Origin of the sequence: Campylobacter lari (assembly GCF_900638335.1) — a bacterium.
In the GTDB taxonomy this organism is placed as follows: Bacteria; Campylobacterota; Campylobacteria; order Campylobacterales; family Campylobacteraceae; genus Campylobacter_D; species Campylobacter_D lari_E.
Genome location: NZ_LR134508.1, coordinates 1,101,358 through 1,128,101, shown reverse-complemented (window position 1 = coordinate 1,128,101; position 26,744 = coordinate 1,101,358). Strand labels below are relative to the sequence as shown.

Annotated in this window: 21 protein-coding genes and 1 pseudogene; 20 read left to right on the top strand and 2 right to left on the bottom strand. The window is 30.6% G+C overall.

From position 1 onward, the window contains the following. Positions 1 to 9: 9 nt before the first annotated feature. Positions 10 to 3,405: a two-partner secretion domain-containing protein gene (locus EL235_RS05810; protein WP_126341003.1), complete on the top strand. Its 3,396-nt coding sequence runs from the start codon at positions 10 to 12 to the stop codon at positions 3,403 to 3,405. Between the two features lie 149 nt (positions 3,406 to 3,554). Next, positions 3,555 to 5,465 carry a ShlB/FhaC/HecB family hemolysin secretion/activation protein gene (locus EL235_RS05805; protein ID WP_126341002.1) on the top strand — a complete coding sequence of 637 codons (1,911 nt, stop codon included), beginning with the start codon at positions 3,555 to 3,557 and terminating at the stop codon, positions 5,463 to 5,465. 35 nt (positions 5,466 to 5,500) lie between these two features. On the opposite strand, the gene EL235_RS05800 is transcribed toward EL235_RS05805, so the two are convergent. After that, positions 5,501 to 6,592 carry a CinA family protein gene (locus tag EL235_RS05800; protein WP_126341001.1) on the bottom strand — a complete coding sequence of 364 codons (1,092 nt, stop codon included), beginning with the start codon at positions 6,590 to 6,592 and terminating at the stop codon, positions 5,501 to 5,503. Positions 6,593 to 6,692: 100 nt separating this feature from the next. Between EL235_RS05800 and ileS the strand changes: the two genes are divergently transcribed. From ileS to EL235_RS05710, 18 genes and pseudogenes are all read left to right on the top strand, one after another. Then, positions 6,693 to 9,458 carry an isoleucine--tRNA ligase gene (gene ileS / locus EL235_RS05795; protein ID WP_114640524.1) on the top strand — a complete coding sequence of 922 codons (2,766 nt, stop codon included), beginning with the start codon at positions 6,693 to 6,695 and terminating at the stop codon, positions 9,456 to 9,458. 99 nt (positions 9,459 to 9,557) lie between these two features. Next, complete coding sequence (gatA, locus tag EL235_RS05790) at positions 9,558 to 10,922, top strand: Asp-tRNA(Asn)/Glu-tRNA(Gln) amidotransferase subunit GatA (protein WP_039626757.1); 1,365 nt, start codon at positions 9,558 to 9,560, stop codon at positions 10,920 to 10,922. A 10-nt stretch (positions 10,923 to 10,932) separates the two neighbouring features. Continuing rightward, positions 10,933 to 12,384: an IMP dehydrogenase gene (guaB, locus tag EL235_RS05785; protein ID WP_126341000.1), complete on the top strand. Its 1,452-nt coding sequence runs from the start codon at positions 10,933 to 10,935 to the stop codon at positions 12,382 to 12,384. After that, a complete protein-coding gene (xseB, locus tag EL235_RS05780) occupies positions 12,384 to 12,557 on the top strand; it encodes an exodeoxyribonuclease VII small subunit (RefSeq protein WP_039626753.1) in 174 nt (57 codons plus the stop codon). Before guaB ends, xseB begins: the two co-directional genes overlap by 1 nt. Next, a complete protein-coding gene (locus EL235_RS05775; protein ID WP_039626751.1) occupies positions 12,550 to 13,338 on the top strand; it encodes a carbon-nitrogen hydrolase family protein in 789 nt (262 codons plus the stop codon). Before xseB ends, EL235_RS05775 begins: the two co-directional genes overlap by 8 nt. Before the next feature lie 36 nt (positions 13,339 to 13,374). Continuing rightward, complete coding sequence (locus EL235_RS05770) at positions 13,375 to 13,632, top strand: hypothetical protein (RefSeq protein WP_114640521.1); 258 nt, start codon at positions 13,375 to 13,377, stop codon at positions 13,630 to 13,632. Between the two features lie 196 nt (positions 13,633 to 13,828). Next, entirely contained in the window at positions 13,829 to 15,346 is a 1,518-nt protein-coding gene (locus EL235_RS05765) for an LTA synthase family protein (protein WP_126340999.1), read from the top strand. Between the two features lie 88 nt (positions 15,347 to 15,434). Further along, positions 15,435 to 16,727, top strand: coding sequence for a UDP-N-acetylmuramate--L-alanine ligase (murC, locus tag EL235_RS05760; RefSeq protein WP_126340998.1), 1,293 nt, complete (start codon positions 15,435 to 15,437; stop codon positions 16,725 to 16,727). Further along, positions 16,720 to 17,067 (top strand): hypothetical protein, encoded by a 348-nt coding sequence (locus tag EL235_RS05755; protein ID WP_126340997.1) that lies wholly within the window; start codon positions 16,720 to 16,722, stop codon positions 17,065 to 17,067. Before murC ends, EL235_RS05755 begins: the two co-directional genes overlap by 8 nt. Further along, complete coding sequence (locus tag EL235_RS05750; RefSeq protein WP_126340996.1) at positions 17,067 to 19,265, top strand: endonuclease MutS2; 2,199 nt, start codon at positions 17,067 to 17,069, stop codon at positions 19,263 to 19,265. Before EL235_RS05755 ends, EL235_RS05750 begins: the two co-directional genes overlap by 1 nt. Positions 19,266 to 19,310: 45 nt before the next feature. Further along, complete coding sequence (locus tag EL235_RS05745) at positions 19,311 to 20,009, top strand: SIR2 family NAD-dependent protein deacylase (RefSeq protein WP_039626743.1); 699 nt, start codon at positions 19,311 to 19,313, stop codon at positions 20,007 to 20,009. Beyond that, a complete protein-coding gene (locus tag EL235_RS05740) occupies positions 20,003 to 20,596 on the top strand; it encodes a LysE family transporter (RefSeq protein ID WP_126340995.1) in 594 nt (197 codons plus the stop codon). The genes EL235_RS05745 and EL235_RS05740 overlap by 7 nt, the downstream gene beginning before the upstream one ends. 3 nt (positions 20,597 to 20,599) lie before the next feature. Continuing rightward, on the top strand, positions 20,600 to 21,700 hold the full coding sequence (gene dapE, locus EL235_RS05735; protein ID WP_126340994.1) for a succinyl-diaminopimelate desuccinylase: 1,101 nt from the start codon (positions 20,600 to 20,602) through the stop codon (positions 21,698 to 21,700). A gap of 6 nt (positions 21,701 to 21,706) precedes the next feature. Then, positions 21,707 to 21,898, top strand: coding sequence for a sulfur carrier protein ThiS (thiS, locus tag EL235_RS05730; protein WP_114640512.1), 192 nt, complete (start codon positions 21,707 to 21,709; stop codon positions 21,896 to 21,898). Continuing rightward, complete coding sequence (gene thiF, locus EL235_RS05725; protein ID WP_114640511.1) at positions 21,895 to 22,695, top strand: thiamine biosynthesis protein ThiF; 801 nt, start codon at positions 21,895 to 21,897, stop codon at positions 22,693 to 22,695. Before thiS ends, thiF begins: the two co-directional genes overlap by 4 nt. After that, on the top strand, positions 22,695 to 23,453 hold the full coding sequence (locus EL235_RS05720; protein ID WP_126340993.1) for a beta/alpha barrel domain-containing protein: 759 nt from the start codon (positions 22,695 to 22,697) through the stop codon (positions 23,451 to 23,453). Before thiF ends, EL235_RS05720 begins: the two co-directional genes overlap by 1 nt. Before the next feature lies 1 nt (position 23,454). Then, positions 23,455 to 24,589: pseudogene (gene thiH, locus EL235_RS05715) on the top strand (2-iminoacetate synthase ThiH). Next, positions 24,579 to 25,193: a thiamine phosphate synthase gene (locus tag EL235_RS05710; protein WP_039618864.1), complete on the top strand. Its 615-nt coding sequence runs from the start codon at positions 24,579 to 24,581 to the stop codon at positions 25,191 to 25,193. Before thiH ends, EL235_RS05710 begins: the two are co-directional and overlap by 11 nt. Before the next feature lie 4 nt (positions 25,194 to 25,197). Here the strand turns inward: EL235_RS05710 and EL235_RS05705 are convergent, their stop codons facing one another. Continuing rightward, positions 25,198 to 26,559, bottom strand: coding sequence for a DASS family sodium-coupled anion symporter (locus tag EL235_RS05705; RefSeq protein ID WP_114640508.1), 1,362 nt, complete (start codon positions 26,557 to 26,559; stop codon positions 25,198 to 25,200). Positions 26,560 to 26,744 lie beyond the last annotated feature (185 nt).

Here is a 26,744-nt window from a genome sequence, read left to right as displayed (position 1 = left end):
GGATTAATTATGAAAAAGTTAGCAAATCATATCATACTCTCAGGTGTAACGGTATCAATGTTATTTTCTCCACTAATGGCAATTGATCCAAACAAACTACCTAGTGGAGGTAAATTTACTCATGGGACTAGTGGGACTATATCTGGTCCATACTTTGATAAAAATACTGGTAAAAACACTATTGATATCACAGGTAAAACACAAGGTGGAAACCATGTCATACAATGGGGTGGTGGCTTTAGTATAGGTAATAAAGCTCAAGTTAATTTTGGAAAAGGACAAAGTGGGCAAAACTACCTAAACATTGCTCATGGTACAGATAAATCTACCATAGAAGGTGTATTAAATGCAGGTGGTAATAATGTCTTTTTAATTAATCCTAATGGGGTAATCATTACTAAAACGGGAACTATCAATGCTAATCGCTTTGTGGCTTCGACTACTTCTTTACAAGCACAACATTTTGAGGAATTTAAAGCACAAGGTGCTTCTTTTTCCCCTATATTTAAATCACATAAAGCAGGTAATGTAGTAAATATGGGTAATATTAATGCTAATGATGTATTACTTATAGGAAATAAGGTAAGTATAGATGGTGGTAATATCCATGGTAAGCATAATGAAGGTGTTGGTGATGATGCTTTAAAAAATCCAAGTGGTAATACAGCTGATAAAATTCATTTGGTGGGGAATGAAGTCAATATATTAGTAGATGGAATTAAATCAGATTCTATTATAGCTAGTGCTTATGTAAAAGGATCACTACAGCAATCTACTACATCTTATTATAACTATGACAATAATATAGGCAAACTTAACTTTATTACTCAAGAATATGACAACATAGATAAAACAAATTTAGGTAATAAAAAATTAGTAACTAAAGATAAATTTGAAAAACACGCAACTATAGGTTCTGATATAGATTGGTGGCATTTTGCTAAAGGGTGGAATGAAAATAAAAATAATATGAGGGTTTTTTTCGATACCTATAAACTAGTAGATGATATAGATTTTGGGGCTAATTGTAAAAATGGAGTATGCAGTGGTCAAAACTATGCAAATTATTGGGTGGACTTGAACGGTGATGGTGTAAAACAAGATAATGAATTTACTAGTATGATAGTGGGCAATGGGCGTGGTCAATTTGCTAAAACTTTTGATGGACAAGGATATACACTTAAAAATATTAATATAGATATAGATGAGTTAAATTATAATAAAATACTTAATGTGGGAATTTTTGGAGATATCACTGATGGAGCAAGTTTTAAAAATATCAATGTTGATTATATGGGTGGTGGGATAAAATACGATAGTAGTGTCTCAAATAGTGTTTATATTGGAGGATTTATAGGTAGGACATGGTTATCTAGCGATGTATGTAATATAACATTAAAAAATATATCAAAAATTGATATAAATGGTAAAGGTAGACACTATATTGGTGGTTTTGCTGGTGCTTTTGGGGGGAAAATATCTAATGTTTATGTGGAAAATATAAATAGTATTAAAAGTACTTTATCGAGCGGTAATGAGAACCTTACTGGTGGTTTTACTGGTATACTTTATGAAGGAGTATATACAGATATAATAGTGAAAAATATAACAAATATTAGTCAATATAATAAGTTTTCTAATTATGTTATGGCAGAAACAAGTATAGGAGGATTTGCAGCCCTTGCTTATGAAGGAGTGTTAGATAATATATTTGTAAATGTTGGAGATATTTATATGGATCAATATCCAGATAGAGGATATATAGGTGGATTTATAGGCCAACAACTTATATCGTCTGATTCTTCTAATATTTTTAATATAAAATTAGAAATAGGAAGTATTCAATCAGATAAAGCACGTATAGGTGGCCAAGGAGGTTTTATAGGAACTATAACAGCATTAGATGATTACAATGGCCTACCAATATATTTTAAAAATATAGCAATAGAGATTAATAAAGGAATTTTTAATCCATATAGTTTTGGTGCTTTTATAGGTGAGATAAATCCAGATCCGCGTTTTGGTAAAAATGGAAAAATATCAATTGATTTTTCAAATATAAATATATATTTTAATGAAACACCTAATTCTCAATTGACAGGTAAATTTTTTGAAAAACTGAATGATAGGGCAGAATATACTTTTAACAACATCCACATCTACCACCACGAAAACGATTTAACCAATGCAACTAATGATCAAGCTTACTGGAATGATTTTAATAAAAATGGTTATGTTTCAGATAAAATAAACATTCACACTTATAATAACTCTACTCAAAATGGTGCATATGAAGAATTTTTATCTAGGGCAAATACTATAGAAAAACCAACCCCACCAACCAACCCTGATAACCCAAATGATTCTGATGTTGTTTTAGGTAGTGATGATTTATATGAAGATGTTCTTGAAAAAATCATAACTAGTATTAAAAATAACTATATCATTAATATTAATGATAAAGAAAAACTCAAACAAATACTTCAAGCTTATAAAGCTTATAAAGATATAAACAATGATAATAAAGAAGAAAAAGCTAAATTTTTATCTTTGTTCTTATATTCAATGTTAGAAGATACTAATGTTATAGATAAAGAAGAGTTTATGCAAAGTATAGATTTTCTTTTAGCTTATAAAGATAATGGTATATTGAATGAAAACAATGAACATAGATTTGATGATATTAGTGCTTTAAAAGATATAAGAAAAATAATCAATGAACAATTAGATAAATTAGAAAATGATAAGGGGTTAGAGCATTTTATGAGCGAATTAGAAACATTAGTTAAAAATGCAAACGAACAAAAAAAAGAATATGATAAGTTTATTAAAGATCAAGATTATTTTAATAAACTAAACTCTTGGATGAAAGATTATGAAAGTATAGTTAATGATCTTGAAAACAAAGATATGAGCATCCAAGAACAAATGGAAAAAATAGCTAAGTTAGAACAATTAAAAAAAGATATTTTAGATCTTTATCAACAAACAAATGAAAAATATGAACTTGCTAACAATGCTATAGGAAAATTTAATACTCTAAAAGATAAAGCAAATAAGCAAGATAATTTTAAATTACTTGGTGGTTTTATTATTAGTGGAACATTGCCTAATCCAAATAATAGTTTAGTTGATATAGATAAAATAAATATCAAAGATCCTATTGATAAACCTGATATACCAGATAAACCTATTGATCCAATTGAGCCACCAATAGATAATAAACCAGATTTTTCTTTAAGCTTTGAACAAAGTTCTACTTTTAACTCTATAGGTGATGAGGCTATAGATGATGAGGAAGAACAAGAAGAAATAGAAGAAGCTTCATTAAATCAAAAAAATAAAGCTTGTATAGTAAGCGATAATTATAGAACTATGAATCCTTGTGTGGTTGGAGGATTATAAAACACTTTGCTAGGATATAACTATCCTAGCAATAATAATAGTATGAATAAATACTTGCATTAAACAATATTGTGATTAATCAATACAAATATAAAAGCCAAATTAAGAAAAAAAATAAATAAAAATAAAAAAATTAAGGAAAAACCATTATGAAAAAACTCTCTCTTTGCGTTGTAGCACTTAGCTCTTTAGTCTATGCTAATAATGGAAGCATTATCATAGCTAAAAATGATATAGAAAAGGTTATAGAATTATCCCCTGATAGAAACCTCCCTCAAAACAAAGCTATCAAAGAAAATCTAAAAACCAAAGATGATTATATAAAAAGCCAAGAAGCCAAAAAAGACTTTGAAGAAAAAAAGAAAGCTTTAAAAGAAAAACTAAATCAAGAAGATGAAGCTAATAATCAAAGCACTAATACAAACAATGATAAAGCAAATACTAGTGTAAATGATGAAGCTAATAATTCCAACTCAACTAGCAATAATACAAACAATATAAATAATCAAACTAATAATAGTTCTAACACTAACTCTACTAACTCAAGCAATCAAACTAACACTACCACTAAAAAAGTAATAACCAAATATAAATTTGTTATCACTAATGAAAACACTAGCTTTAAAAAACTAGGTATTAAAGAAGAGGATTTACAATTACTTATTAGTGAGTTTAGCACTAGAAAATTTAGCTTGCAAGATTTACAAGATATATCTAATATCATTGCTTATTATTTCCAAGTTAATGGCTATCCTGCAGCAACAGCTTATGTACCCCAACAAGAATTTGAAGATAGTGTGCAAATAAACATAGCCTTAGGAACACTAGGTAAGTATATAATAAAGAATAAAACTACTATAAAAGATCATTTTATAGAAAATAAGCTTAATGAAAGAATCAAAGGTAAAATCATCTCTACTAAACTCATAGAAGATAGTGTGTATAAAGTCAATGAAATGTATGGAGTACAAACCCTAGCAGGTTTACAAGCAGGAGAGAATGTAGGAGAAACTGATGTAGTTATAGAAGTAGTGCCTGATACTAAGGCTAATGTATTATTATATACTGATAATTATGGTATTAAAAGTGCAGGGGAATATAGAGCTGGTATTAGTATGGGATTTAATTCTATATTTAATATGGGAGATTATTATAATTTTTACTTACAATCTAGTGATGAAAGACAAATCAACTATGGAGCAAGTTATACTTTCTTTTTAGGAAATTTAAAAATTACTCCAAGCATATCTCAAGGATCTTATTCTTTAGGTGGAGATTATAAAGAAGTTGGCTTTAGTGGTACTTCTAGAAATATTGGTGTTGATTTTTCTTATCCTGTATGGATTAATACAAATTCCTCTTTATATTTTACTTCTAGTATTTATCATAAGATATTAAAAGATGAACCTTTTTCAAATATATTTGATGATTATAGTATAGATAAACATTCTAATGTAGGTAGTGTAGGTTTAGAAGGTTTATTTAGAGGCTTTGAGAATAATACTTTAAGTTATAGTGCTAAGGTAAGTGTAGGTAAGGTTAATGATGATGGCACTACTATATTTGGAAATACATCTAAAAGTGATGGTAATGGCTTTGGCTGGTTTAGAAAACTCAATGCTAGTGTGAATAATTATTATAGTATTAATGAATACATTACGCATACTTTAAATATAAACTATCAAAAGGTATTAGGGAATTTTGAATTAGATTCTTCTGAGAGTTCATCTTTAGGTGGAGCTTATGGAGTAAGAGCTTATGATAATGGAGAGGGTGATGGAGATAATACCATAGTAGCTAACTTTGGTATAAGAATAAATATACCAAATACGAATTTTTATTTTACTCCTTTTTATGATGTAGGTTATGCTTGGTATGAAAAAGCTTCAGGAAGTAGATTAGCAGATGAGCATTTTTTAGATGCAGTAGGTTTGCAAATACTTTATAATAAGAATAATGCATATTATATAAAGCTTGATGCAGCAAGAGCAGTTCATCAATACAAATATGATGATGATCATAGAATGAAATTATATTTAAGTGGTGGGGTGTATTTTTAACCACCACTTAAAAAATATACTTTGGTGGTTAGGGATTAAACCCCAAAGAAAATTTCAGGTTTTAATCTAAGCATTAAACAATATGCAGCTAAACTAGCTTGTTCTCTTGTGTAGTTTCTTGCCCCTTGTATGTGAATGCATTCTTGTAAAAATGTTCCATCTTTATACATAGCTCCTATATAGATGGTACCTGCTTTGGTATTTTTATCATCTTCTTCACCAGCTACACCACTAAGTGCTAAAGCAAAATCACAATTTGTGGTTTTAAAAATCCCTTTTAGCATAAAATAAATACAACGATCAGAATATTCTCCAACACTTTCTAAGGTATCATTACTCACTCCAAGCCAAGAATTTTTTAAACGATTAGAATAAGTTACCAAAGAACCTTCAAATACGCTAGAAATTCCTGAATTTTCGGCTAATTTTGAAGCGCAAAGTCCAGCTGTGCAACTTTCTGCAAAGGAAATTTTTAAGTTTTTTTCTAAAAGTTTTTTAGCTATAAATTTAATAGGATCATTTCCTAAAAATACTTTACCCGTAAAAAGTTTAAACACTCCTTTTAAAAAGCCTTCTAGTTTGCCATATTGACTAGCGCTTGCTCTAATGCAAATGAGATTATCTAGCAAGGCACTTGAGCTAGTTTGAATTTCAAACGAAGTAGTAAGCGTGCTAAGTAAAATATTTGCACTCATTTCATCTATATCTAAAAGACAAAAATATGCATAATCAAGCTCAGGGTTTTGCAAAATCAAAGGCAATTTTTGCTCTATATTTATATTCAATAAATTAATATGGCATTGTTCAAAAGAGCTTAAAAAGGAATTTTTTTCACGCAAAGCTTTCGAAGGTACTAAAGTATCATTTTCTAAGATTAAAACATCATCATTTAAGGTTGCTATGATTTTAGCTATAGTTGTATAGTATTCGCTAATACTAAAAATGGTTATATAATCATATTCTTTAGAAAGTTTTTCAAGTAAAAAAGGAAGCTCTTTATCAGGTTTGTTTATAAATTTTAGCTCATGAAGTTCTAAAAACTGTTTTTTGTATTCTTCTTGTATATAATGCATATAATTTTCATTAACGATGATTTCGCTACCTATGATGACGATAAGATGTTTCATGATTTTCCTTTTTTTCTTGCGATTATAACAAAAAAATAAGTGCAAATTAAAAGTATTTTAAGTAGAATTTACTATTTTTAAATTTTTCAAGGTGGATTATATGGATTATAAAGATACGCTATTGCTTCCAAATACTACTTTTGCAATGCGTGCAAATTTAGCAGAACTTGAGCCTAAGCGTTTTAGCAAGTGGTTTGAAAACAACTATGCTTATGAAAAAATGAAACAAAAAAGACAAGGGGTAAGTGAGAGTTTTACCTTGCATGATGGCCCTCCTTATGCTAATGGACATTTGCACATTGGCCATGCTTTAAATAAAATTTTAAAAGATATCATCATAAAAATGCATTATTTTCAAGGTAAAAAAGTGCGTTTTACTCCGGGTTGGGATTGTCATGGTTTACCGATAGAACAGCAAGTTGAAGTTAAACTTAAAGATAAAAAGCAAAGTTTAAGCAAAAAAGAAATTCGTGAGTTTTGTAGAGAGCATGCGAGAGAATTTGTAAATATACAAAGAGATGAATTTAAGTCTTTGGGTGTGATTGCTGATTGGGATGAGCCATACTTGACTATGAAAAATGCTTTTGAGGCAGATATTTACAAAGCTTTATGTAAAATCGCTAAAAAAGGACTTTTGTTAGAAAGAAGCAAACCTGTTTTTTGGAGCTGGGCTGCTAAGAGTGCGTTAGCAGAAGCTGAAGTAGAGTATGAAGATAAAGAAGATTATTCTATTTTTGTAGCATTTGAGCTTGATAAAACTTCGGTTGAAAAATTAGGAGTTGAAAAAGCAAAAGCAGTCATTTGGACTACCACACCTTGGACTTTACCAGCAAATCAAGCTATATCTTTAAATCCAAATGAAAAATATGTTATCACTGAAGAGGGTTATATTTTTGCTAAAGCTTTGCTTGAAAATATGATCAATAAAAACTTTACTCAAGGAAAAATTCAAAAAGAACTTTTAGGTTCTGAATTTGAAAATTTAAGTGCTATTAATCCACTCAATCAAAGAAAATCTACTCTTATTCTAGGCGATCATGTTTTAATGGAAGGTGGCACAGGGCTTGTACATACTGCACCAGGCCATGGTGAAGATGATTATTATGTGTGCTTAAAATATGGCATTGAAGTGATTATGCCAGTAGATGATGGTGGGTGTTATGATGAAACACTAAGAGCTAAAGGGCTTTTGTCAGAACACTTGTTAAATGAGTTTATAGGACTTCATATTTTTAAAGCAAATGAGCGTATTTTAGAATTGCTTGGTGAAGCTTTGCTTGAGAGTTCTAAATTTACACATTCTTATCCATTTTGCTGGAGAACGCATAAACCGGTTATTTATAGAGCTACAAAACAATGGTTTATCTTAATGGATGAGAAAAAGTTAGATGGAAAATCTTTAAGAGAGCTAGCACTAGAACAATTAAATAATGTGAAATTTTACCCAGAAAGTGGAGTAAAAAGACTTAGTTCCATGATAGAAAATCGCCCTGATTGGTGTATATCAAGACAAAGAGATTGGGGTGTGCCTATAGCGTTTTTTAGAGATAAGAACACCAAAGAAGTGATTTTTGATGATGATGTTTTAGATCATTTAGTGGGAATTTTTGAAGCAAATGGAGCTGATGCGTGGTGGGATTTAGAAATAAAAGATTTATTACCGCCAAATAGCAAATATGATCCAAATAATTTAGAAAAAGTTTATGATATTTTAGATGTTTGGTTTGATAGTGGTAGTACTTGGGAAGCAGTGTTAAACTCGGCTAGATATGACGCAGGAGAATATCAAGCTTCAATGTATCTTGAAGGAAGTGACCAGCACCGTGGATGGTTTCAAAGCTCGCTTTTAATTTCCACTGCGATTAATCACAAAACCCCATATAAAAACATACTTACTCATGGCTTTACCGTAGATGAGAAAGGTCAAAAAATGAGTAAATCAAAAGGCAATGTGATCTTACCTCAAAATGTAGCTAAAAATTATGGGGTAGAAATTTTAAGACTTTGGATAATGCTTAGTGATTATTCAACGGACTTAAAAATTTCTGATAATATCTTAAAACAAGTAAGCGAGCAGTATAGAAAGATAAGAAATACTATAAGATTTTTACTTGCAAATACTAATGATATGGAATTTTTAGAAACAAAAAATTTCACACTTTTAGATAAGTGGATTTTAATGCGTGCAAAAGTTGCTTTTGAAGCATGTGAAGCTGCTTTTGAAAAATATGAATTTGCAAAAGGCTTTAGTGTGCTTTTAAATTTCTTAAGTGCAGATTTAAGTGGAATTTACTTAGATGTGTGCAAGGATAGATTATATTGTAATGCAAAAGATGATATAAAAAGAGTAAGCGCGCAAAGTGCTATGGTGCTAATAACTAGAAAACTTTTTGCGCTTTTAGCTCCAAGTTTAACTTATACCATAGATGAAGCATTAGAGCATGCAAATGTAGCTATTAAAGAAAATGCTAAAGATGTGTTTGATTTGGTGTTAAAAAATGGATTTGATTATGAATATAAAATCGAGGATGAATTATTTATAAAATCAAGAGAAAAATTCTTTGAGCTTGTTGATGTATTAAAAAAAGACAAAATCATCAAATCAACCCTAGAGTTAAGTTTGCAAACAAGTGCAAATGAGCTTTTGAGTGAAGATATTGAGGAAGTAGCTGATTGGTTTATGGTAAGCTCGGTAGAAAGCTTAGATGATAAAGAAGCTTTGAGTGAGTTTAAAATAGATGATCATAGTTTTAAAATTGTGTGTTCTTCATTGCACAAGTGTCCAAGATGCTGGAAGTTTTTAGCAAAAGAAGAAGAATGTTTATGTCCAAGATGTAATAGTGTGGAAAAAACAAAAAATGTTTGAGCAAGCTTTACCTTTTAGCGTGGTAGTGATTACTTTATTAGGCTTTTTATTTATCACGCTTTTTTTGTTTTATTTGGTTAAAAAATTTAAGGATAAATAATGGTAACTTTAAAAGAAGCTTTAAAATTTTCAAATGAAGAATTAGAAAATCTAAAAAAAGAATTAAATGAAAAAGCATATCAGCAAAAGCATTTAGGTGCTTATGTAGAGCAGTTTTTAAATAAAGACTTAAACACTTCAGGTGTTGGTGTACCAGTAGCTATAAAAGATAATATCAGTGTAAAAGATTGGGAATTGACTTGTGGTTCTAAAATTTTACAAGGCTATGTAGCTCCTTATGATGCAAGTGCTATTGTAAATTTACGCAAAAATAATTTTGCTCCATTTGGAAGATGTAATATGGATGAGTTTGCTATGGGAAGTACGAGTGCGACTTCTTTTTATGGTAAGACTTTAAATCCGCTTGATAATGCTAAAGTCCCAGGTGGAAGTAGCGGTGGAAGTGCTACTGCTGTTGCTGCTGGGATAGCTTTGGCAAGTTTAGGTTCAGATACGGGTGGTTCGGTAAGACAGCCTGCTGCTTTTTGTGGTTGTGTTGGGTTTAAACCAAGCTATGGAAGAGTTAGTAGGTATGGTTTAGCAGCGTATTCTTCAAGTCTTGATCAAATTGGAGTTTTAACACAAAATGTTGAAGATGCTGCAATTTTATATGATGCTATTGCAGGTTATGATGAAAAAGATAGCACAAGTGCAAACATAGTTTTTGAACCAACCGCGCCAAAGCTAAATGCAAATAAAAAGCTAAAAATAGCTGTTATTAAAAACTATGTAGAGCAAACCAATGATGATGTAAAACAAGCCTTATTAAAAACCATAGATATGCTAAAGGCAAATGGCCATGAGATTGTTTATAAAGACTTAATGGATTCTACATTTGATGTTGCAGCTTATTATATCATAGCAGCAGCTGAAGCAAGTGCAAATTTAAGTCGTTATGATGGTGTAAGATATGGCAGAAGAAGCGAAAAATGTGATAATCTTAGTCAAATGTATGTAAATAGTAGAAGTGAGGGTTTTGGAGAGGAAGTAAAAAGAAGAATTTTACTAGGAACCTTTGTTTTAAGTAGTGGGTATTATGATGCATACTATATCAAAGCACAAAAGGCTAGAAGATTTATCAAGCAAAAATATGAAGAAATTTTAAATGATTGTGATTTGATTTTTATGCCTGTTGCTCCAAGCGTTGCTTTTGGTTTTAATGATATTAAAACCCCAGTGCAAATGTATTTAGAAGATGTATTTACTATTTCAGTGAATTTAGCAGGACTTGGTGGTATTAGTGTGCCAGTGGCAAAAAATGAAAACGGACTTAACATTTCTGCTCAACTTATTTGCAAGGCTTATGATGAACAAACTTTATTAGATGGTGCTTTAAGCTTGGAAGAAATGATCAAAAACAAATAAAGGAAAAATTATGAAAATCATCAAACGCGCTTTAACTTTTGAAGATGTTTTGCTGGTTCCTCAATATTCTGAGGTTTTACCTAAGGAAGTAGATATCAAAACAAGGCTTACAAAAAATATTACTTTGAATATGCCTTTAATTTCAGCTGCTATGGATACGGTTACTGAGCATAGAGCAGCTATCATGATGGCAAGACTTGGTGGCATAGGGGTAATCCATAAAAATATGGATGTAGCTTCGCAAGTTAGAGAGATAAAAAGAGTTAAAAAAAGTGAAAGTGGCGTGATTATGGATCCTATTTATATAGGACCTAAAGCAAGTGTGAAAGAAGCATTAGATCTTATGGCTGAATATAGAATTTCAGGAGTTCCTGTGGTAGATGAGAATAAAACTCTAATAGGAATTTTAACTAATCGCGATTTGAGATTTGAAACTAATTTTGATAATCTAGTGGAAAATGTAATGACAAAAATGCCTTTGATTACTGCTAAAAAGGGCTCTACTTTAGATGATGCAGAAAGGATTTTTTCCACCAATAAAGTAGAAAAACTTCCTATTGTGGATGAAAATAACCACTTAGAGGGCTTAATCACTATAAAAGATTTAAAAAAACGTAAAGAATATCCAAATTCAAATAAAGATGCATATGGAAGATTAAGAGTGGCTGCAGCTGTGGGTGTGGGTCAGCTTGATCGTGTAAAGGCTTTAGTGGAAGCTGAAGTTGATGTTATAGTAATGGATAGTGCGCATGGGCATTCTAAAGGGATTATTGATACATTAAAAGCAATTAAGGCTGAATTTAATGTAGATGTGATAGTAGGAAATGTTGCAAGTGCTAAAGCGGTTAAAGATCTGTGTGAGGCAGGCGCAGATGCGATTAAAATAGGTATAGGACCTGGTAGTATTTGTACTACACGCATTGTTTCAGGTGTGGGTGTGCCTCAAATTTCAGCTATAGATGAATGTGCGATAGAAGCAAGTAAATACGGTGTGCCAGTAATCGCTGATGGGGGTATAAAATACTCAGGTGATATAGCAAAAGCTATTGCAGCAGGAGCAAGTAGTGTGATGATAGGTTCACTTTTAGCAGGAACTGATGAGAGCCCAGGTGAGTTATTTACTTATCAAGGAAGACAATATAAGAGTTATCGTGGTATGGGAAGTTTGGGTGCTATGCAAAAAGGTAGTTCAGATAGATACTTCCAAGAAGGTACAGCTCAAGATAAACTTGTGCCAGAAGGTATTGAAGGTAGGGTGCCTTATGTGGGAAGTATAAAAAGTGTAGTGCATCAACTTTTAGGCGGGCTTAGATCTTCTATGGGTTATGTAGGTGCAGTAGATATCAAAGCTTTTCAAGAAAGAGCTGAATTTGTAGAAATTACCGCAGCAGGGTTAAAGGAAAGCCATGTGCATGATGTAACTATCACTGCTGAAGCACCAAATTACAAGGTAAGTAATTAATGGAATTTGAAGATCACATCAAACAAGCTGAGCTTTCTTTGGAAAAACTTAATGATAAAGATTTGGACCTTAAAACCTGCGTAGAAATTTACAAAGAAGGCTTAAAAAGTATCAAACAAGCAAGAATTATGCTTGAAAATGCTAAATTAGAAATCGAGCAAGTAGATGAGTAGTGTTGTAGCTTTACAATTTCCAACTTTGGCTTTGAGTGAATCAAGGCTTGATTATTATCTAAAAGCCGCTAAGGAAAGTGGCGCGAATTTGGTGGTTTTAGGCGAGTATGTTTTAAATAGCTTTTTTAGTGAGCTTAAAACTATGCCAAAAAGTATGATTAAAGAACAAAGTCAAAGCAAAAAAGCAAGCTTGATAAAACTTGCTAAAAAGTATGAATTAAATATCATTGCGCCTTTTATAAGCGTAGAAAATGATGGCTTAAAAAAATTATGTTTAAAAGTAAGCCCACAAAATGTAAAAGTTTATGAGCAACAAATTTTAATGCCTTATACACACTGGAATGAAGAAAAATTTTTTAGCAATAAAAAAACTGATAAGCTTAAACTTTTTGCTTTTACGTATGAGGACTTAAAATGTGCTTTGCTTTTTGGTTTTGAAGCACATTTTGATATCTTTTGGCAAATGATTATGAAAAAAAAGATAGATTTAGTCATCATTCCCACAGCTAGTACTTTTGAAAGCAATCAAAGATGGCTAGAACTTTTAAAAACAAGAGCTTTTTTAAACTCAACAAGTATTTTAAGAGTTAATCGCATAGGCAATTTAAAGCAAGAAAATGATTGGAAATTTTATGGAGATAGCTTTTTTATTAATGCTTTTGGGGAAGTGCAAGAGCAACTCGGTGATCAAGAAGAAATGCTTGTAGTGGAAGTTAGTAAAGCAAATGAAGCTAGAAATTTATGGGGCTTTGATAAGCTTATAAAAAATTACGAAGAATAATCTTTTTAGCAAGAAAATATTATTTAAAGGAGTATAATGAGAAAAATTTTATTACAAATTTTTTCTTTTAGTTTTATTTTTATGGGAATTTTTGCTTTAGTTAGGTTTTTGATGATAAAAAATTTAACTAATGAAAGTGAAAACACCTTAATGGTATATGTATATGGACTAGGTCATGATATGAGAACCTTTAGTACTATTTTTTTACCTTTATTTCTGTGTGGTTTGTTTTCTTATGTAAGTTTGGTTTTTAAAGATAGAAAATATCATACCACGGGGGGGGGTAATCGCTAAATTTTATATTTATCTTTCTAGTTTTTATGTAGCTTTTATAGCTTTTGTTGTTTTAATTTCTGCGTTTATACATTATTATTACTTTCAACTTTATGCGAGTAAAATTGATATTTTTGTTTTTGGCTTAAAAGATGATAATACTAAGGCGATATTTTCTATAGTTTTTTCTGATTATCCCATTGTAAAAGCATTATTATTGGCTGTAATTTTTAGTATATTTTGTTTTTATCTTAATATTAAAATTCTTAGCTTAAAACTAGAGACTATTAAAGTAAGACTAGTATTTTTTTGTTTTATAAACATTTTGCTAATTTATGCTTATATTGTAGCGCTAAGAGGACATTTTACTTATAATGCATTAAGAGCTTCAAGCTATGAATTTAGCACTATAAAAGCTTTTAATGAAATTTCTACAAATCCTTTAATGGCTTTTTCATGGGCATATAAAGAGTATAAAAATCAACAAGAAATTAAAAGCGTAGATATAAAACAGCTAAATCAACTAGAAGAAAAACTTTTTCCTATGTTTGATACTACTTTGACACATCAAAATCATGCTAAAAATCATATTTATATTAATATCATGGAAAGCTTTGGTTTAAATTTAGCTGAGTTTAGCACTGAAAATACTAATCTTTTGGGAAATTTAAAAAAGCACTTTGAGCAAGATATTGTTTTTGCTAGATTTTTATCTAGTGCAAACAATACCATAGAAAGTTTTAATCGTTTAATTTTTTTAAGCCCAAATATTATTTCAAATGGATTGTATCAAAAAGAAAAATTAGCCTTTACACCTTTGCAAATTTATAAAAATGCAGGGTATAAAATAGTTTTTGTTTATAGTGGTAATGCTTCTTGGTATAATCTTGGAAATTATTTTAAAAATCAAGGCGTAGATGAAGTTATAGATGAAAATACACTTATGCAAGATTTTCCACAAGCTAAAAAAACAAAACATAAATATGGTATAGCTGATGAGTTTATGTATAAAAAAATATATTCTATTTTTGAAAATGCTACAAATCCTACGCTTGTTATTTCTCTTAGTATTTCCACTCATAGACCTTATATACACAAAAGCAAAACACAACTTATTAACGAGAATGCTTTAAATGAAAAGGTATTAAATCAATTTATTATCAGTGATTCTATAGGTGCTTTAAATGCTTATGCGTATGCAAATGATGAATTTGGAAAATTTTTAGATTGCATAAAAGAAAGTAGTTTTAGGGAAAATATTATTGTTGCTGCTACAGGTGATCATAGATTTAGAGATATTAAAATGGATATAAAATCCCAAAAAGCTTTTGCTTATAGCGTGCCTTTTTATTTGTATCTTCCAAAGTCTTTGAAAAATGATATTTATTATGATAAAAATCGTGTGGGTTCGCATAAGGATATTTTTCCAACACTTTATAATCTTACTCTTAGCAACACAAAGTATTTAAGCCTAGGTGGAAGAAATATGTTAGCACCTATAAAAAATGAAAAATTAGAATTTGGTTTTAATGAGCTTGTTTGGATTGATCAAAATGGAGTGTATGATGGAAATAATGGTTATTATTTTGAAAATAATACTAGCATAAAAGATACAAATAAAGCTTTTGAGTTAGATTTATATCATAAAAATTTTTCAAAAAAATATAAAGAGTTATTTCAAAAGCAATTAAATTATAGACTAGTCAATCTCAAAATATCAAATGATAGTGATTAGATTTTATCTCTAAGGGCTTTTTATATTTTATTTTTAGTAAATAAATGATAGAATTTTGCCTTAAATTTTCAAAAAATTTGAGGCAAGAATGCAAAAAATTCATTTTATAGGTATAGGTGGTATTGGAATTTCAGCTTTGGCGAGATTTTTAAAAGAGCAAGGCTTTAAAATCAGTGGTTCTGATATCAAAGAAAGTAAAATCACAAAAGAATTAGAAAAAGAAGATATAGATATAAAAATTCCTCATTATAAAGACAATGTCAAAGATGTGGATTTAGTGGTGTATTCAGCTGCTATCAAAGAAGACAATGAAGAATTAATCAGCGCAAAAAAACAAAACATCACAACACTTTCAAGAAAAGAAGCCTTACCTATGATTTTAAAAGACAAAAGAGTTTTTGCAGTTGCGGGAGCTCATGGTAAAAGCACGACTTCAAGCATTTTAGCAAGCTTGATAGAAGCTTCTGTGATTATTGGTGCAGTGTTAAAAGAAAGTGGCACTAATATGCTTTATAAAGAAAGTGAAAATCTCATCTTTGAAGCTGATGAGAGCGATAGTTCTTTTTTAAATTCAAATCCTTATTTAGCTATAGTGACTAATGTTGAAGCAGAACATTTAGATCATTATGGAAACGATCTTGCAAGATTACATAAAGCTTATGAAGACTTTTTGCATTTGTCTAAAATTCAAGTGATTAATGCTGAAGATGAGTTTTTATCAAGTTTAAATTTAAATAACGCTAAAAAGCTTTACCCAAGTAAAGATATCACAAATATTTATATGAAAGTAGAAAATTTTAAGCCAAAAACCTATTTTACGCTTAAAGATTTAGGTGAATTTAGTGTTTTTGGTATGGGTGAGCATGTAGCGATGGACGCTGCTTTGGCTATTTTGGCTGCGAGTGAATTTGTAAATATAGAAGAGCTAAAAACTAAGCTTTTAAAATATCAAGGGATTAAAAAAAGATTTGATATTTTATTTGCAAATGAAAATATGGCTTTGATTGATGATTATGGACACCATCCAACAGAAATCAAAACAACACTTAAAGCAGCAAGTGAGTATGCAAGGCTAGCTGGATATAAAAAAATCATAGCTATTTTTGAGCCTCATCGTTATACACGTTTAAGCGCAAATATAGAGTATTTTAGTAAAGTTTTAGCAAATGTTGATGAGCTTTATATTTTACCTGTGTATGCAGCAGGGGAAACTAAAATAGAAATTAATATGCAAAAATACTTTCCAAAAGCCAAATTTATAAAAGAAATTAAAAGAGAAGAAAGTGCTATTTATCTTGATGATGAGTTGATTGAAAATGGCTTAGTAATTGGCTTTGGTGCGGGAGATATAAGCACAAAGCTTAGGGGTAAGTATGTTTAAGATTTTTTTGTATATCTTAGCTTTTTTTGCGATTTTACTTTTTTTTGTTTTTTTACGTAAAAAAATAGGCAAGATTAGTAATTATCTTTTGATATTAGTATTGATTTTAATGATTGCTTTTGCGATTAAATTTGAGTTAAGTGCCACAAGAAGTGGGGTTTTAAAAAAAGAAACACTCAATGCATTTTTACAAGGACAAAGTTTAATTTGCAAAGATGTTAATGTCACTAAAGAGTATTTTAACTTTGAGCATGGAACACAAAGTTTTATTTCAAATGGCAAAAACAAACAATTTAAAGCCTATGTTTTTGATATAAAAGATTGCAAGGTAAATAAATAATGCAAGAGCAATTTTTTAAAAAGCTAGATTTAGATGGCTATATAGAAGACTTTAGGGGACTTTTTGCAAGAGATAAAGAAATTTTTTTACAAGGTGATAGCAAGCTTCATTATAAAAGGATTAACGAGCTTTCGCTGATTGATTTTAATCCTCCGCCTATGACAGAAGAGTTAAATAGTGCTTTAACTCATCTTAGCAAGCAAGGAATTTTACATTTAAGTCAAAGCTTTGAATTTATTAAAATCTGTATGTATTTTAGATACTTAAAGGGCTTAAAATTTGAAGAAAGCTTAAAAGAATGGCTTTTAAAAATAGAAATTCCACAGGCTATTTTAGAACTTTTTGAGTATTTTGATGAAAAGGGTGAGATTAAAGAAAGTGTTGATGAAAGACTTGTTAATCTAAATTTAGCTCTAAAAATGAAAAAAGAAAGCTTGGTAGCTGAGTTTAAAAAACTTACCTATACTAAAAGTCTTAGTGCGTATTTAATCGATACTCAAATCCATCTTATCAATGGTATGGAAGCTTTGCTTTTACGCGGTGGGTTTAATCATGTCTTAAAAGCAAAAATCATAGGTAGAAGTAGTGGTGGTGGATTTTATGTGGTGCCTTTGAGTGTAGAAAAAATCCAAAGTCAAATAGATGAAATCAAAGATACCAAAGAAGAAATTTTTTATGAATATGCTAAAAAAATCAGCTTGATTTTTTATAAAAATTTGATGTTTTTGAAATTTATCAATAATGCTTTTGATTTATTTGATCATTATAGCGCTAGAGTTTTGATGGCTAAAAAACATGATTATGAGTTTGTTTTAGCTGATAGTTCTAATAATTTAAGTTTATACAACTTCGCACATCCGGCTTTAAAAAATGCAAAAAGCGTTAATATAGAGTTTAATAAAAAAGTTTTAATCATTACAGGTGTAAATGCGGGTGGTAAGTCTATGCTTTTAAAAGGAATTTTAAGTGCAGCTTTACTTGCAAAGCATTTGCTTCCTATGAAGATTAATGCACAAAAAAGCCAAATAGGCAATTTCAAAGAATTTGATGCGATTTTAGAAGATCCACAAAATGTAAAAAACGATATTTCTACTTTTGCAGGAAGAATGTTGCATTTTTCTAAGCTTTTGGGTAAGAAAAATGTTTTATTAGGAGTTGATGAGATAGAGCTTGGGACAGATTTTGAGGAAGCTGCGTGTTTATATACTGAGCTTATTTCTAAGCTTTTAGAGCAAGATAATAAAATCATCATCACAACCCACCACAAACGCCTTGCTATGCTTTTGGCCAAAAATTCACAAGTTGAACTCATCGCTGCTTTGTATGATGAGGAATTATCGCGCCCAAAATATGAGTTTTTAAAAGGCACTATAGGTAAATCTTATGCATTTGAAACGGCTTTAAGATATGGCATAAGTGCAAATTTAGTGCAAAATGCTAAAAAGCTATATGGCGAAGATAAAGAAAATTTAGAAGAAATGGTAAGTAAAAATATCAATCTTGAACTTTCTTTACGTAAGAAAAATCAAGAACTTGAGAAAAAAGAAGCCAAAGTAGATGAAATTTTACTTTCACTCAAAGATCAAAAAGAAAAAAACGATCAAGAATTTAAAAAGCTTATTTCTAATTTAGAATTTAAATATCACAAAGCCATAGAAGAAGCTAAAAAAACGATAAATCTAAAAGATATCAAAGAAAAACAAAGAAGTTTAAACAAAGCCAATGAGCTTAAAAAAAGCATTGCTTTACCAAGTATGGAGCAAAATGAAGAACTTAGAGTTGGGGATTTTGTAAAATATGAAAAAATCAAAGGTAAAATCACTGCAATTTCAAAAAATGATGCGATGATTCAAAGTGATGGTTTGAGTTTGCGTGTGTCTTTAAAGCTTCTTAAAAAAAGCAATCAAACCCCAACACAAAAGGTAAAATCAAGTGTTAGTATAACTCGCCCAAGTGCTTTAAATATGACTTTAGATTTACACGGCTTAAGAAGCGATGAGGCGCTTGAAAGACTTGATAAATTTATCTCTGATGCTTTGATAGTGGGTTTTGATGAGGTGATAGTTTATCATGGTATAGGCACAGGAAAATTAGCTTTTGCGGTAAAAGAGTTTTTAAAAGCTCACAAAAGTGTAAAAAGCTTTAATGATGCGCCAATTAATCAAGGTGGTTTTGGCGCTAAGGTGGTTAAGCTTTAAGTAGAATTATAGTAAAACCTTTAAAATAATAATGAGGTTTATTAAATGAAACAAGTGATGATTTTAAGTGGAGCAGGTTTGTCTGCTCCAAGTGGTATAAAGACTTTTAGAGCTAGTGGTGGGTTATGGGAAGAGCATGATGTGATGGAAGTTTGCTCTGCAACTGGCTTTAGAAAAAATCCTAAAAAAGTTTTAGAATTTTATAATAAAAGAAGAAAAGAACTAGCTAGTGTTAAGCCAAATTATGCGCATAAAATCATCGCTTTATTAAAACAAAAATTTCCAAAACAAATTAGCATTTTAACACAAAATGTAGATGATTTATTAGAGCGAGCAGGCTGTGAAGAAGTAGTGCATTTACATGGCTTTTTACCCGAACTTAGGTGTTTAGAGTGTGAAAATATTTTTAACATAGGCTATGAAAATAGTGATGATAAAATTTGTCCTAAATGTCAAAGCAAAAGTGTAAGGCACAATATCGTGATGTTTGAAGAAATGGCACCAAATTATAAAATTTTATATGAAAAATTACAAAATTGTGATTTATTTGTATGTATAGGCACAAGTGGGCAGGTTTTACCCGTGGGAGAGTATGCAAGAGTATGTAAGCAAAGCATATTAAACAATCTTGATGAGGATAAATATTTAGAAAGCAATTTTACTAAAGTTTATATAGAAGATGTTTGCACAGCCATTGATAAAATCAAAATCGATATAGAAAATTTCTTGGAAGAAAAATGTTAGAAGTAATCTTACAAGGTATAGTTTTAGGTATGGGTGTTGCTGTGCCTTTTGGACCCGTAAATATTTTGATCTTAAATACTGCTTTGTCTTCTTTTAAAAATGCTTTTTGTGTTGGACTTGGTGCTTTAAGTGCTGATATACTTTTTTTGATTTTGATTAATCTTGGGCTTTTAAGCTTTGCAAATAATGAATTTTTTTATAAAATACTAGCAGTTTTTGGCTTTTTCTTTTTGAGTTTTATGGTGTTTTTAATGCTAAGAAAAACAAGAAAAGTCGATCTTAACAAGGTAAATAAAACACATCCTTTAAAGGGTTTTAGCAAAGGATTTTTCTTAAATGTTACAAATCCTTATGTTATAGGTTTTTGGGTGAGTGTAGCAGGACTTAGTATGCAGAGTAAAAACTCTTTTGCCTTGCTTTTTGGTTTGGTAGGTTTTATTGTGTTTTGGATTTTTACTCTATCGTTTTTTGTGTCTAAATTCAAAGCCCTTGTGAAAAATAAACATATATTTTACATTAATCTTTTTTCAGCATTTATTTTAGAGTATTTTGCTCTTTCTATGCTGTATAAAGCTTTTATAGGATAAAACATGCAAGTAGTTGAAATTTTTAAAGAACTAAGTAAATTTAAATCCATCACCCCAGATGATGATGGAGCGTTAAATTATATCGCAGTGGAGTTAAGTGATTTTGAAGCTTTTTTTATAGAAAAAGAAGGTGTGAAAAATCTTTTGCTGACTAAAAAATTTAGTGATGATGGCGAGCATTTAGCTTTTGGCGGGCATGTAGATGTAGTACCTGCGGGAGAGGGTTGGAGTAGTGATCCTTTTGAGCCTTTAGAAAAAGATGGGTTTATTTATGTAAGGGGCGCACAAGATATGAAAAGTGGTGTGGCTGCTTTTATGTGTGCGGTTAAAGAAGTAGAAAATTTCAAAGGAAGAATTTCACTGATTTTAACAAGTGATGAAGAAGGTGAGGCTAAATTTGGCACGCTTGAAGTACTTAAATTTATGCAAGAAAAAGATATGTTGCCTGATTTTGCTGTGGTTGCTGAGCCAACTTGTGATAAAAAATTTGGAGATAGTATTAAAATAGGGCGTCGTGGTTCTATCAATGCAAAATTACTTATCAAAGGTAAGCAAGGTCATGTGGCATACCCACAAAAATGCATAAATCCTGTGCATAATTTTGCTTCTGCTTTGAAATTTTTAGCAGGATTTGATCTTGATCCAGGTGATGAGGCATTTGCACCATCTAAAATCGTTATTACCGATATACGCGGTGGTATGGAAGTGTGTAATGTAACTCCAAATGATTTAAAATTGATGTTTAATGTAAGAAATTCTCCACAAACTAGCTTAGAAGATGTAAAAGCTTATATAGAAAAGACTTGCGAAGGGCTTGATTATGAATTAAGCATAAATCAAAGCTCAAAGCCTTTTTTAACACAAAGTGACTCTAAAATCGTACAAAAACTAAATGAAAGTGTGCAAAAAATCACTCAAGTAGTGCCAGAACTTAACACCAAAGGTGGCACAAGCGATGCAAGATATTTTGCTGAGTTTGGTGTGAAGGTAGTAGAATTTGGTGTGTGTAATGATAGAATTCATGCTATTGATGAAAGAGTGAGTATAGAGGAGCTTGAAAAATTGTATTTAGTTTTTAAAGACTTATTAAAGAATTTTAACTAGGAAAACATGATTATTAATGGACAAAAGCTTGAGTTAAAAGAGCTAAGGTTTATGGATTATGTTAAAGAAAAGCAATTAAAAATAGAGTTTATCGCCTTAGAATTAAACGGAGAAATTATCCCAAGAGATAAATTTAAAAATTTAATTTTAAAAGAAAATGATAAAGCAGAGATTGTTACTTTTGTAGGTGGTGGTTGATGAGAATTAAATTTAATGGTAGTGTGATAGACACGCATTTTAAAAATACTTTGGATTTTTTTCAAAGTGTGAGTAAAAATGAAAATGATGTATGGATAATCAATGGTTTTGCGACAAAAGAAAGTTTGGAGTTAAAAGAAAATGATGAGCTTTTTTGTATAGAAAAAAATACTTTACCACCATATGAAGCTCTTGATGCGATGATGAGGGCAAGACACACTCCAAAGCTTCATAATAAACTTAAAAAGGCAAGTGTAGCAGTGTGTGGGCTTGGTGGACTTGGTTCGCATATAGCTATAAATTTAGCAAGAAGTGGGGTTGGTAGGCTTCATTTGATTGATTTTGATGTAGTTGAGCCAAGTAACCTTAATCGCCAAGCTTATATGGTGGAAGATTTAGGTAAATTTAAGGCTGAAGCTTTAAAAGATCAAATCGCTAAAATTAATCCTTTTATAGAAGTATTTGCACAAGTTTTAAAAATAGAAAAAGAAAATATAGCCGAACTTTTTACAAATGATGATATAGTTTGTGAGGCCTTTGATAGTGCAAAATACAAAGCCCTTTTGGCGCAAAATTTTCACCAATACTATCCTCAAAAAACATTAATTTGTGCTTCTGGTTTAGCAGGATATGGCGATAGCAACAGCATACAAACAAGAAAAATCGCAAAAAACTTTTATGTTTGTGGTGATTTAAAAAATGAGGCAAAAGTAGGCAATGGACTTATGGCACCACGTGTAAATATTTGCGCAGGACATCAAGCAAATTTAGTTTTAGAACTTTTAGCAAGTGAGTAATGGAAAAATTAAAAATAGGAAAATATGAGTTTAATTCTAGGTTTATTTTAGGTTCTGGGAAATTTTCTTTTGAGCTTATAAAATCAGCCATTGAAGAAGCAAAAGTTGAGATTATTACCTTAGCTTTGCGTAGGGTAAATGATAAAGGCATAGAAAATATACTTGATTTTATCCCAAGGCATATTAAGCTTTTACCAAATACTTCAGGTGCAAGAAATGCTAATGAAGCATTGCGTATAGCAAGACTTGCAAAAGAGCTTGGCTGTGGAGATATGATTAAGGTTGAAGTAATTAGCGATAGTAAATATTTATTACCGGATAATTATGAAAGTATAAAAGCAGTTGAACTTTTAGCAAATGAGGGTTTTACACCTTTAGTTTGTATGTACCCTGATTTATACGCAGCGCGTGCTATGGCAAGTGCAGGAGCTGCTGCTATAATGCCTCTTGGAGCTCCTATAGGAAGCAATAAAGGCTTAAAAACTAAAGAATTTATACAAATTTTACTTAATGAAATTAGCTTGCCTATTATAGTAGATGCAGGTATAGGAAATCCTGCACAAGCTTGCGAAGCTATGCAAATGGGAGTAAGTGCAGTGATGGCAAATACTGCCATAGCCCAAGCTAAAGATGTAGCAAAAATGGCAAAGGCTTTTGCTTTGGCTATAGATGCAGGATATAATGCGTATTTAGCAGGCATAGCAAATGAAAGCTTGCCAAGTGCAAGCTCGCCTTTGAGTGGTTTTTTAAGAGATTAAAATGCAAAAATATCCTCATATGCAAAGTATTGAAAGTGAGATTTTAACTAAGGTTTTAAAAGAAGTTGAAAATTTTGATGAAAGTAAATTTAGCGCTTTTGATGTAAAACAAGCTTTAGCTAAAGATTATCTTAACATAGAAGATTTAAAAGCCTTGCTTTCAGGTGCAGCAGAAGATTTCATAGAAGATTTAGCACAAAAATCAAGCAAGATTACTAAAAAATATTTTGGAAATTCCATTTTGCTTTTTACACCTTTATATCTTTCTAATTTTTGCGATAGTAAATGTACTTATTGTGGATTTCAAAAAGGAAATAATATTAAAAGAGCTAAGCTAAATGAGGCTGAAATTTACAAAGAAATGCAAGAAATTAAAAAAAAGTGGTTTGGAAGAAATTTTACTCTTAACAGGCGAGGGCAGGGAATATGCTAGCGTAGAATATCTTGCCAAAGCTTGTGAAATAGCAAAAGAGTATTTTAAAGTCGTTGGGATTGAAGTTTATCCTATGAATGTAGATGAGTATGCACTGCTTCATGAAAAGGGTTGTGAATATGTAAGTGTTTATCAAGAAACTTATAATCAAAAAACTTATTCTAAAATTCATATTGAAGGTGAAAAAAGTGTATTTGAGTATCGTTTTCATGCACAAGAGCGAGCGTTAAAAGCGGGTATGAGAGGGGTTGCTTTTGGAGCTTTACTTGGTATAGATGATTTTAGAAAAGATGCTTTTGCCACGGCTTTACATGCGTATTTTTTACAGCAAAAATACCCTCATGCCGAAATAGCTTTGTCTATCCCTAGACTAAGACCTATTATTAATAATAAAAAAATTCATCCAAAAGATGTAAGCGAAACAAGACTTTTGCAAGTTTTATGTGCTTATAGATTGTTTTTGCCTTTTGCAAGTATTACGATTTCTACGCGTGAAAGAGTAGAATTTAGAGACGGAGTTATTAAACTTGGAGCTACTAAAATGAGTGCAGGTGTGAGCGTGGGAGTGGGTGAGCATCAAGGCGATAAAAAAGGCGATGATCAGTTTCAAATTAGTGATATGCGTAGTGTTGATGAGGTTTTAGCTATGCTAAAAAATGCAAATTTGCAAGCTATAATGAGCGATAGTATTTATGTGGGATAAAAAAATTATTGCTATTAGTGATAGTCAAAATACGCAAGGAGATTTTTTAAATTTTATTGAAAAACTAAGTCAAAGTAGTATTGATGCTTTGGTACTTAGAGAAAAACATTTAGATGAGTTAGAATATGCTAAATTAGCCAAAGAAGTATTAAAAATTTTTAATAAAACTCAAAAGATTTGCTTTTTGCATTATCATTATGAAGCTTGTTTAAAATTAAATCATCAATTTTTTCATGCTCCTTTATTTGTTTTACAAAATTACCCACAAAGCTATAAAAAATTTGAGCTTTTGGGTACTTCCATCCATTCTAAAGAAGAATTAGATTTAGCTTATAAGCTTAAAGTAAGTCATGCTTTTTTTGGGCATGTGTTTAAAAGCTCTTGTAAGACTGATTTAGCTCCAAAAGGTATAAAGAATTTAAAAGATTTATTAGAAGTTTCAAAAATACCCATTTATGCCATAGGTGGCATAAATACTCAAACTATAAACTACTTAAAAGATTTAAATTTAGCAGGTATATGTATAAGAGAAGCTTTGTATAAAAGCGAAAATGTAAAAAAATATATTTTAAGATGTAAAGATCTTTTAGTCCAAAAGGACTAAAAGATTATAACCAGAAGAAATAAGCAATTATTGCAAGGCTAATTGAGCAGAATATATTTAGTATAATTCCTACTCTTACCATTTCTTGTTGTTTAATATGTCCTGTACCAAAAACTATAGCATTTGGTGGTGTAGCAACTGGTAGCATGAAAGCACAAGAAGCACCGATAGCGATGATTAAAGCAAGTCCTAAAGCAGGAACACCTAAAGTATCTGCTATAGAGATAAATAAAGGTACAAGCAAGGCTGCTGAAGCGGTGTTTGAGGTAAATTCTGTTAAAAATACTATAAAAAAGGCTACGATTAAGCCTATAACAAATAAATGTCCATTTTCTATAAATGAAATAATAGTATCAGCCATAACCTTGCTAGCACCTGAATCTTTTAGTACCACACTTAGAGTAATACCTCCACCAAAGAGCATTAATACACCCCAATCGGTATTTTTTTGTATATTTTTCCAATCAATCACCTTAAAAGCACATACTAAAACAGCTGCAAGTAGAGCGATAATCGCATCAAGATTTGCTATTTTATGTCCAAAAATACTTGTAATGATAGGACCTATATTGCCACTAAAAATCCAAGACAATGCAACCACCAAAAAGATTACTAAAGTGATAATTCTAGGTCTTGTAAGTTCTATATTTTCGGTATGTAAATCAACTTGTAGATTAAATTTAGGTTTAAACATAAAATACAAAATTAAAATCATTGCAGGTAAGAAGATTAAAACAATAGGAATACCATATTTTAACCACTGTGCAAAACTAATGTGTAATTGGGTAGCAACAATAGCATTTGGCGGTGTTCCTACTATGGTGCCTATACCACCTATGCTTGCACTAAAAGCTATACCTAAAAGGATAAAAACATAAGTATTTCTATCTTTTTGCGGATCAAGTGAAGCTAGCATACCTATAGCAAGTGGAAGCATCATAGCTGCGGTTGCAGTATTACTCATCCACATAGATAAAAATGCAGTAGTAATAAAAATATACAAGCTTGATAAACCTAAATGTCCTTTTGCTAGGGTTAAAATTTTATGTGCGATCAGTTTGTCTAATTTTTGATGATGCATAGCTGCTGCTAGAGCAAAACCACCAAAAAATAAAAAGATATTTGAATCAGCAAAACCGGTTAAAGCTTTAGCGGTAGGCAATAATCCTAAAATAGCTGCTAAAACAGGTACTAAAATAGCTGTAATAGTAACATGCAAAGCCTCGCTAAGCCATAAAACGGCGATAAAGATTAATAAAGATAAGCCTTGATTTACTTTGGTTTCACCAAAAGGGGAAAAATAAAGTAAAGCGATAAATAACACCAAATCAGCAATGACTATGAGTGTTTTTGTATTTGAACTCATTTAACAACTCCTTTAAAATATTGTAGTTTTGTAACATATTCTAAATGAATTTTCATTTAAATGTCAATTTTTATATAATTTTTTTTATATAAAATTCTTCTTGTGTGAAAAAAAGTAAGTTTTAGTAAATTTTATATGTTTTTGGTATAATTTTTGCTGTTTTAAAAAATTAAGAGATAATTCCT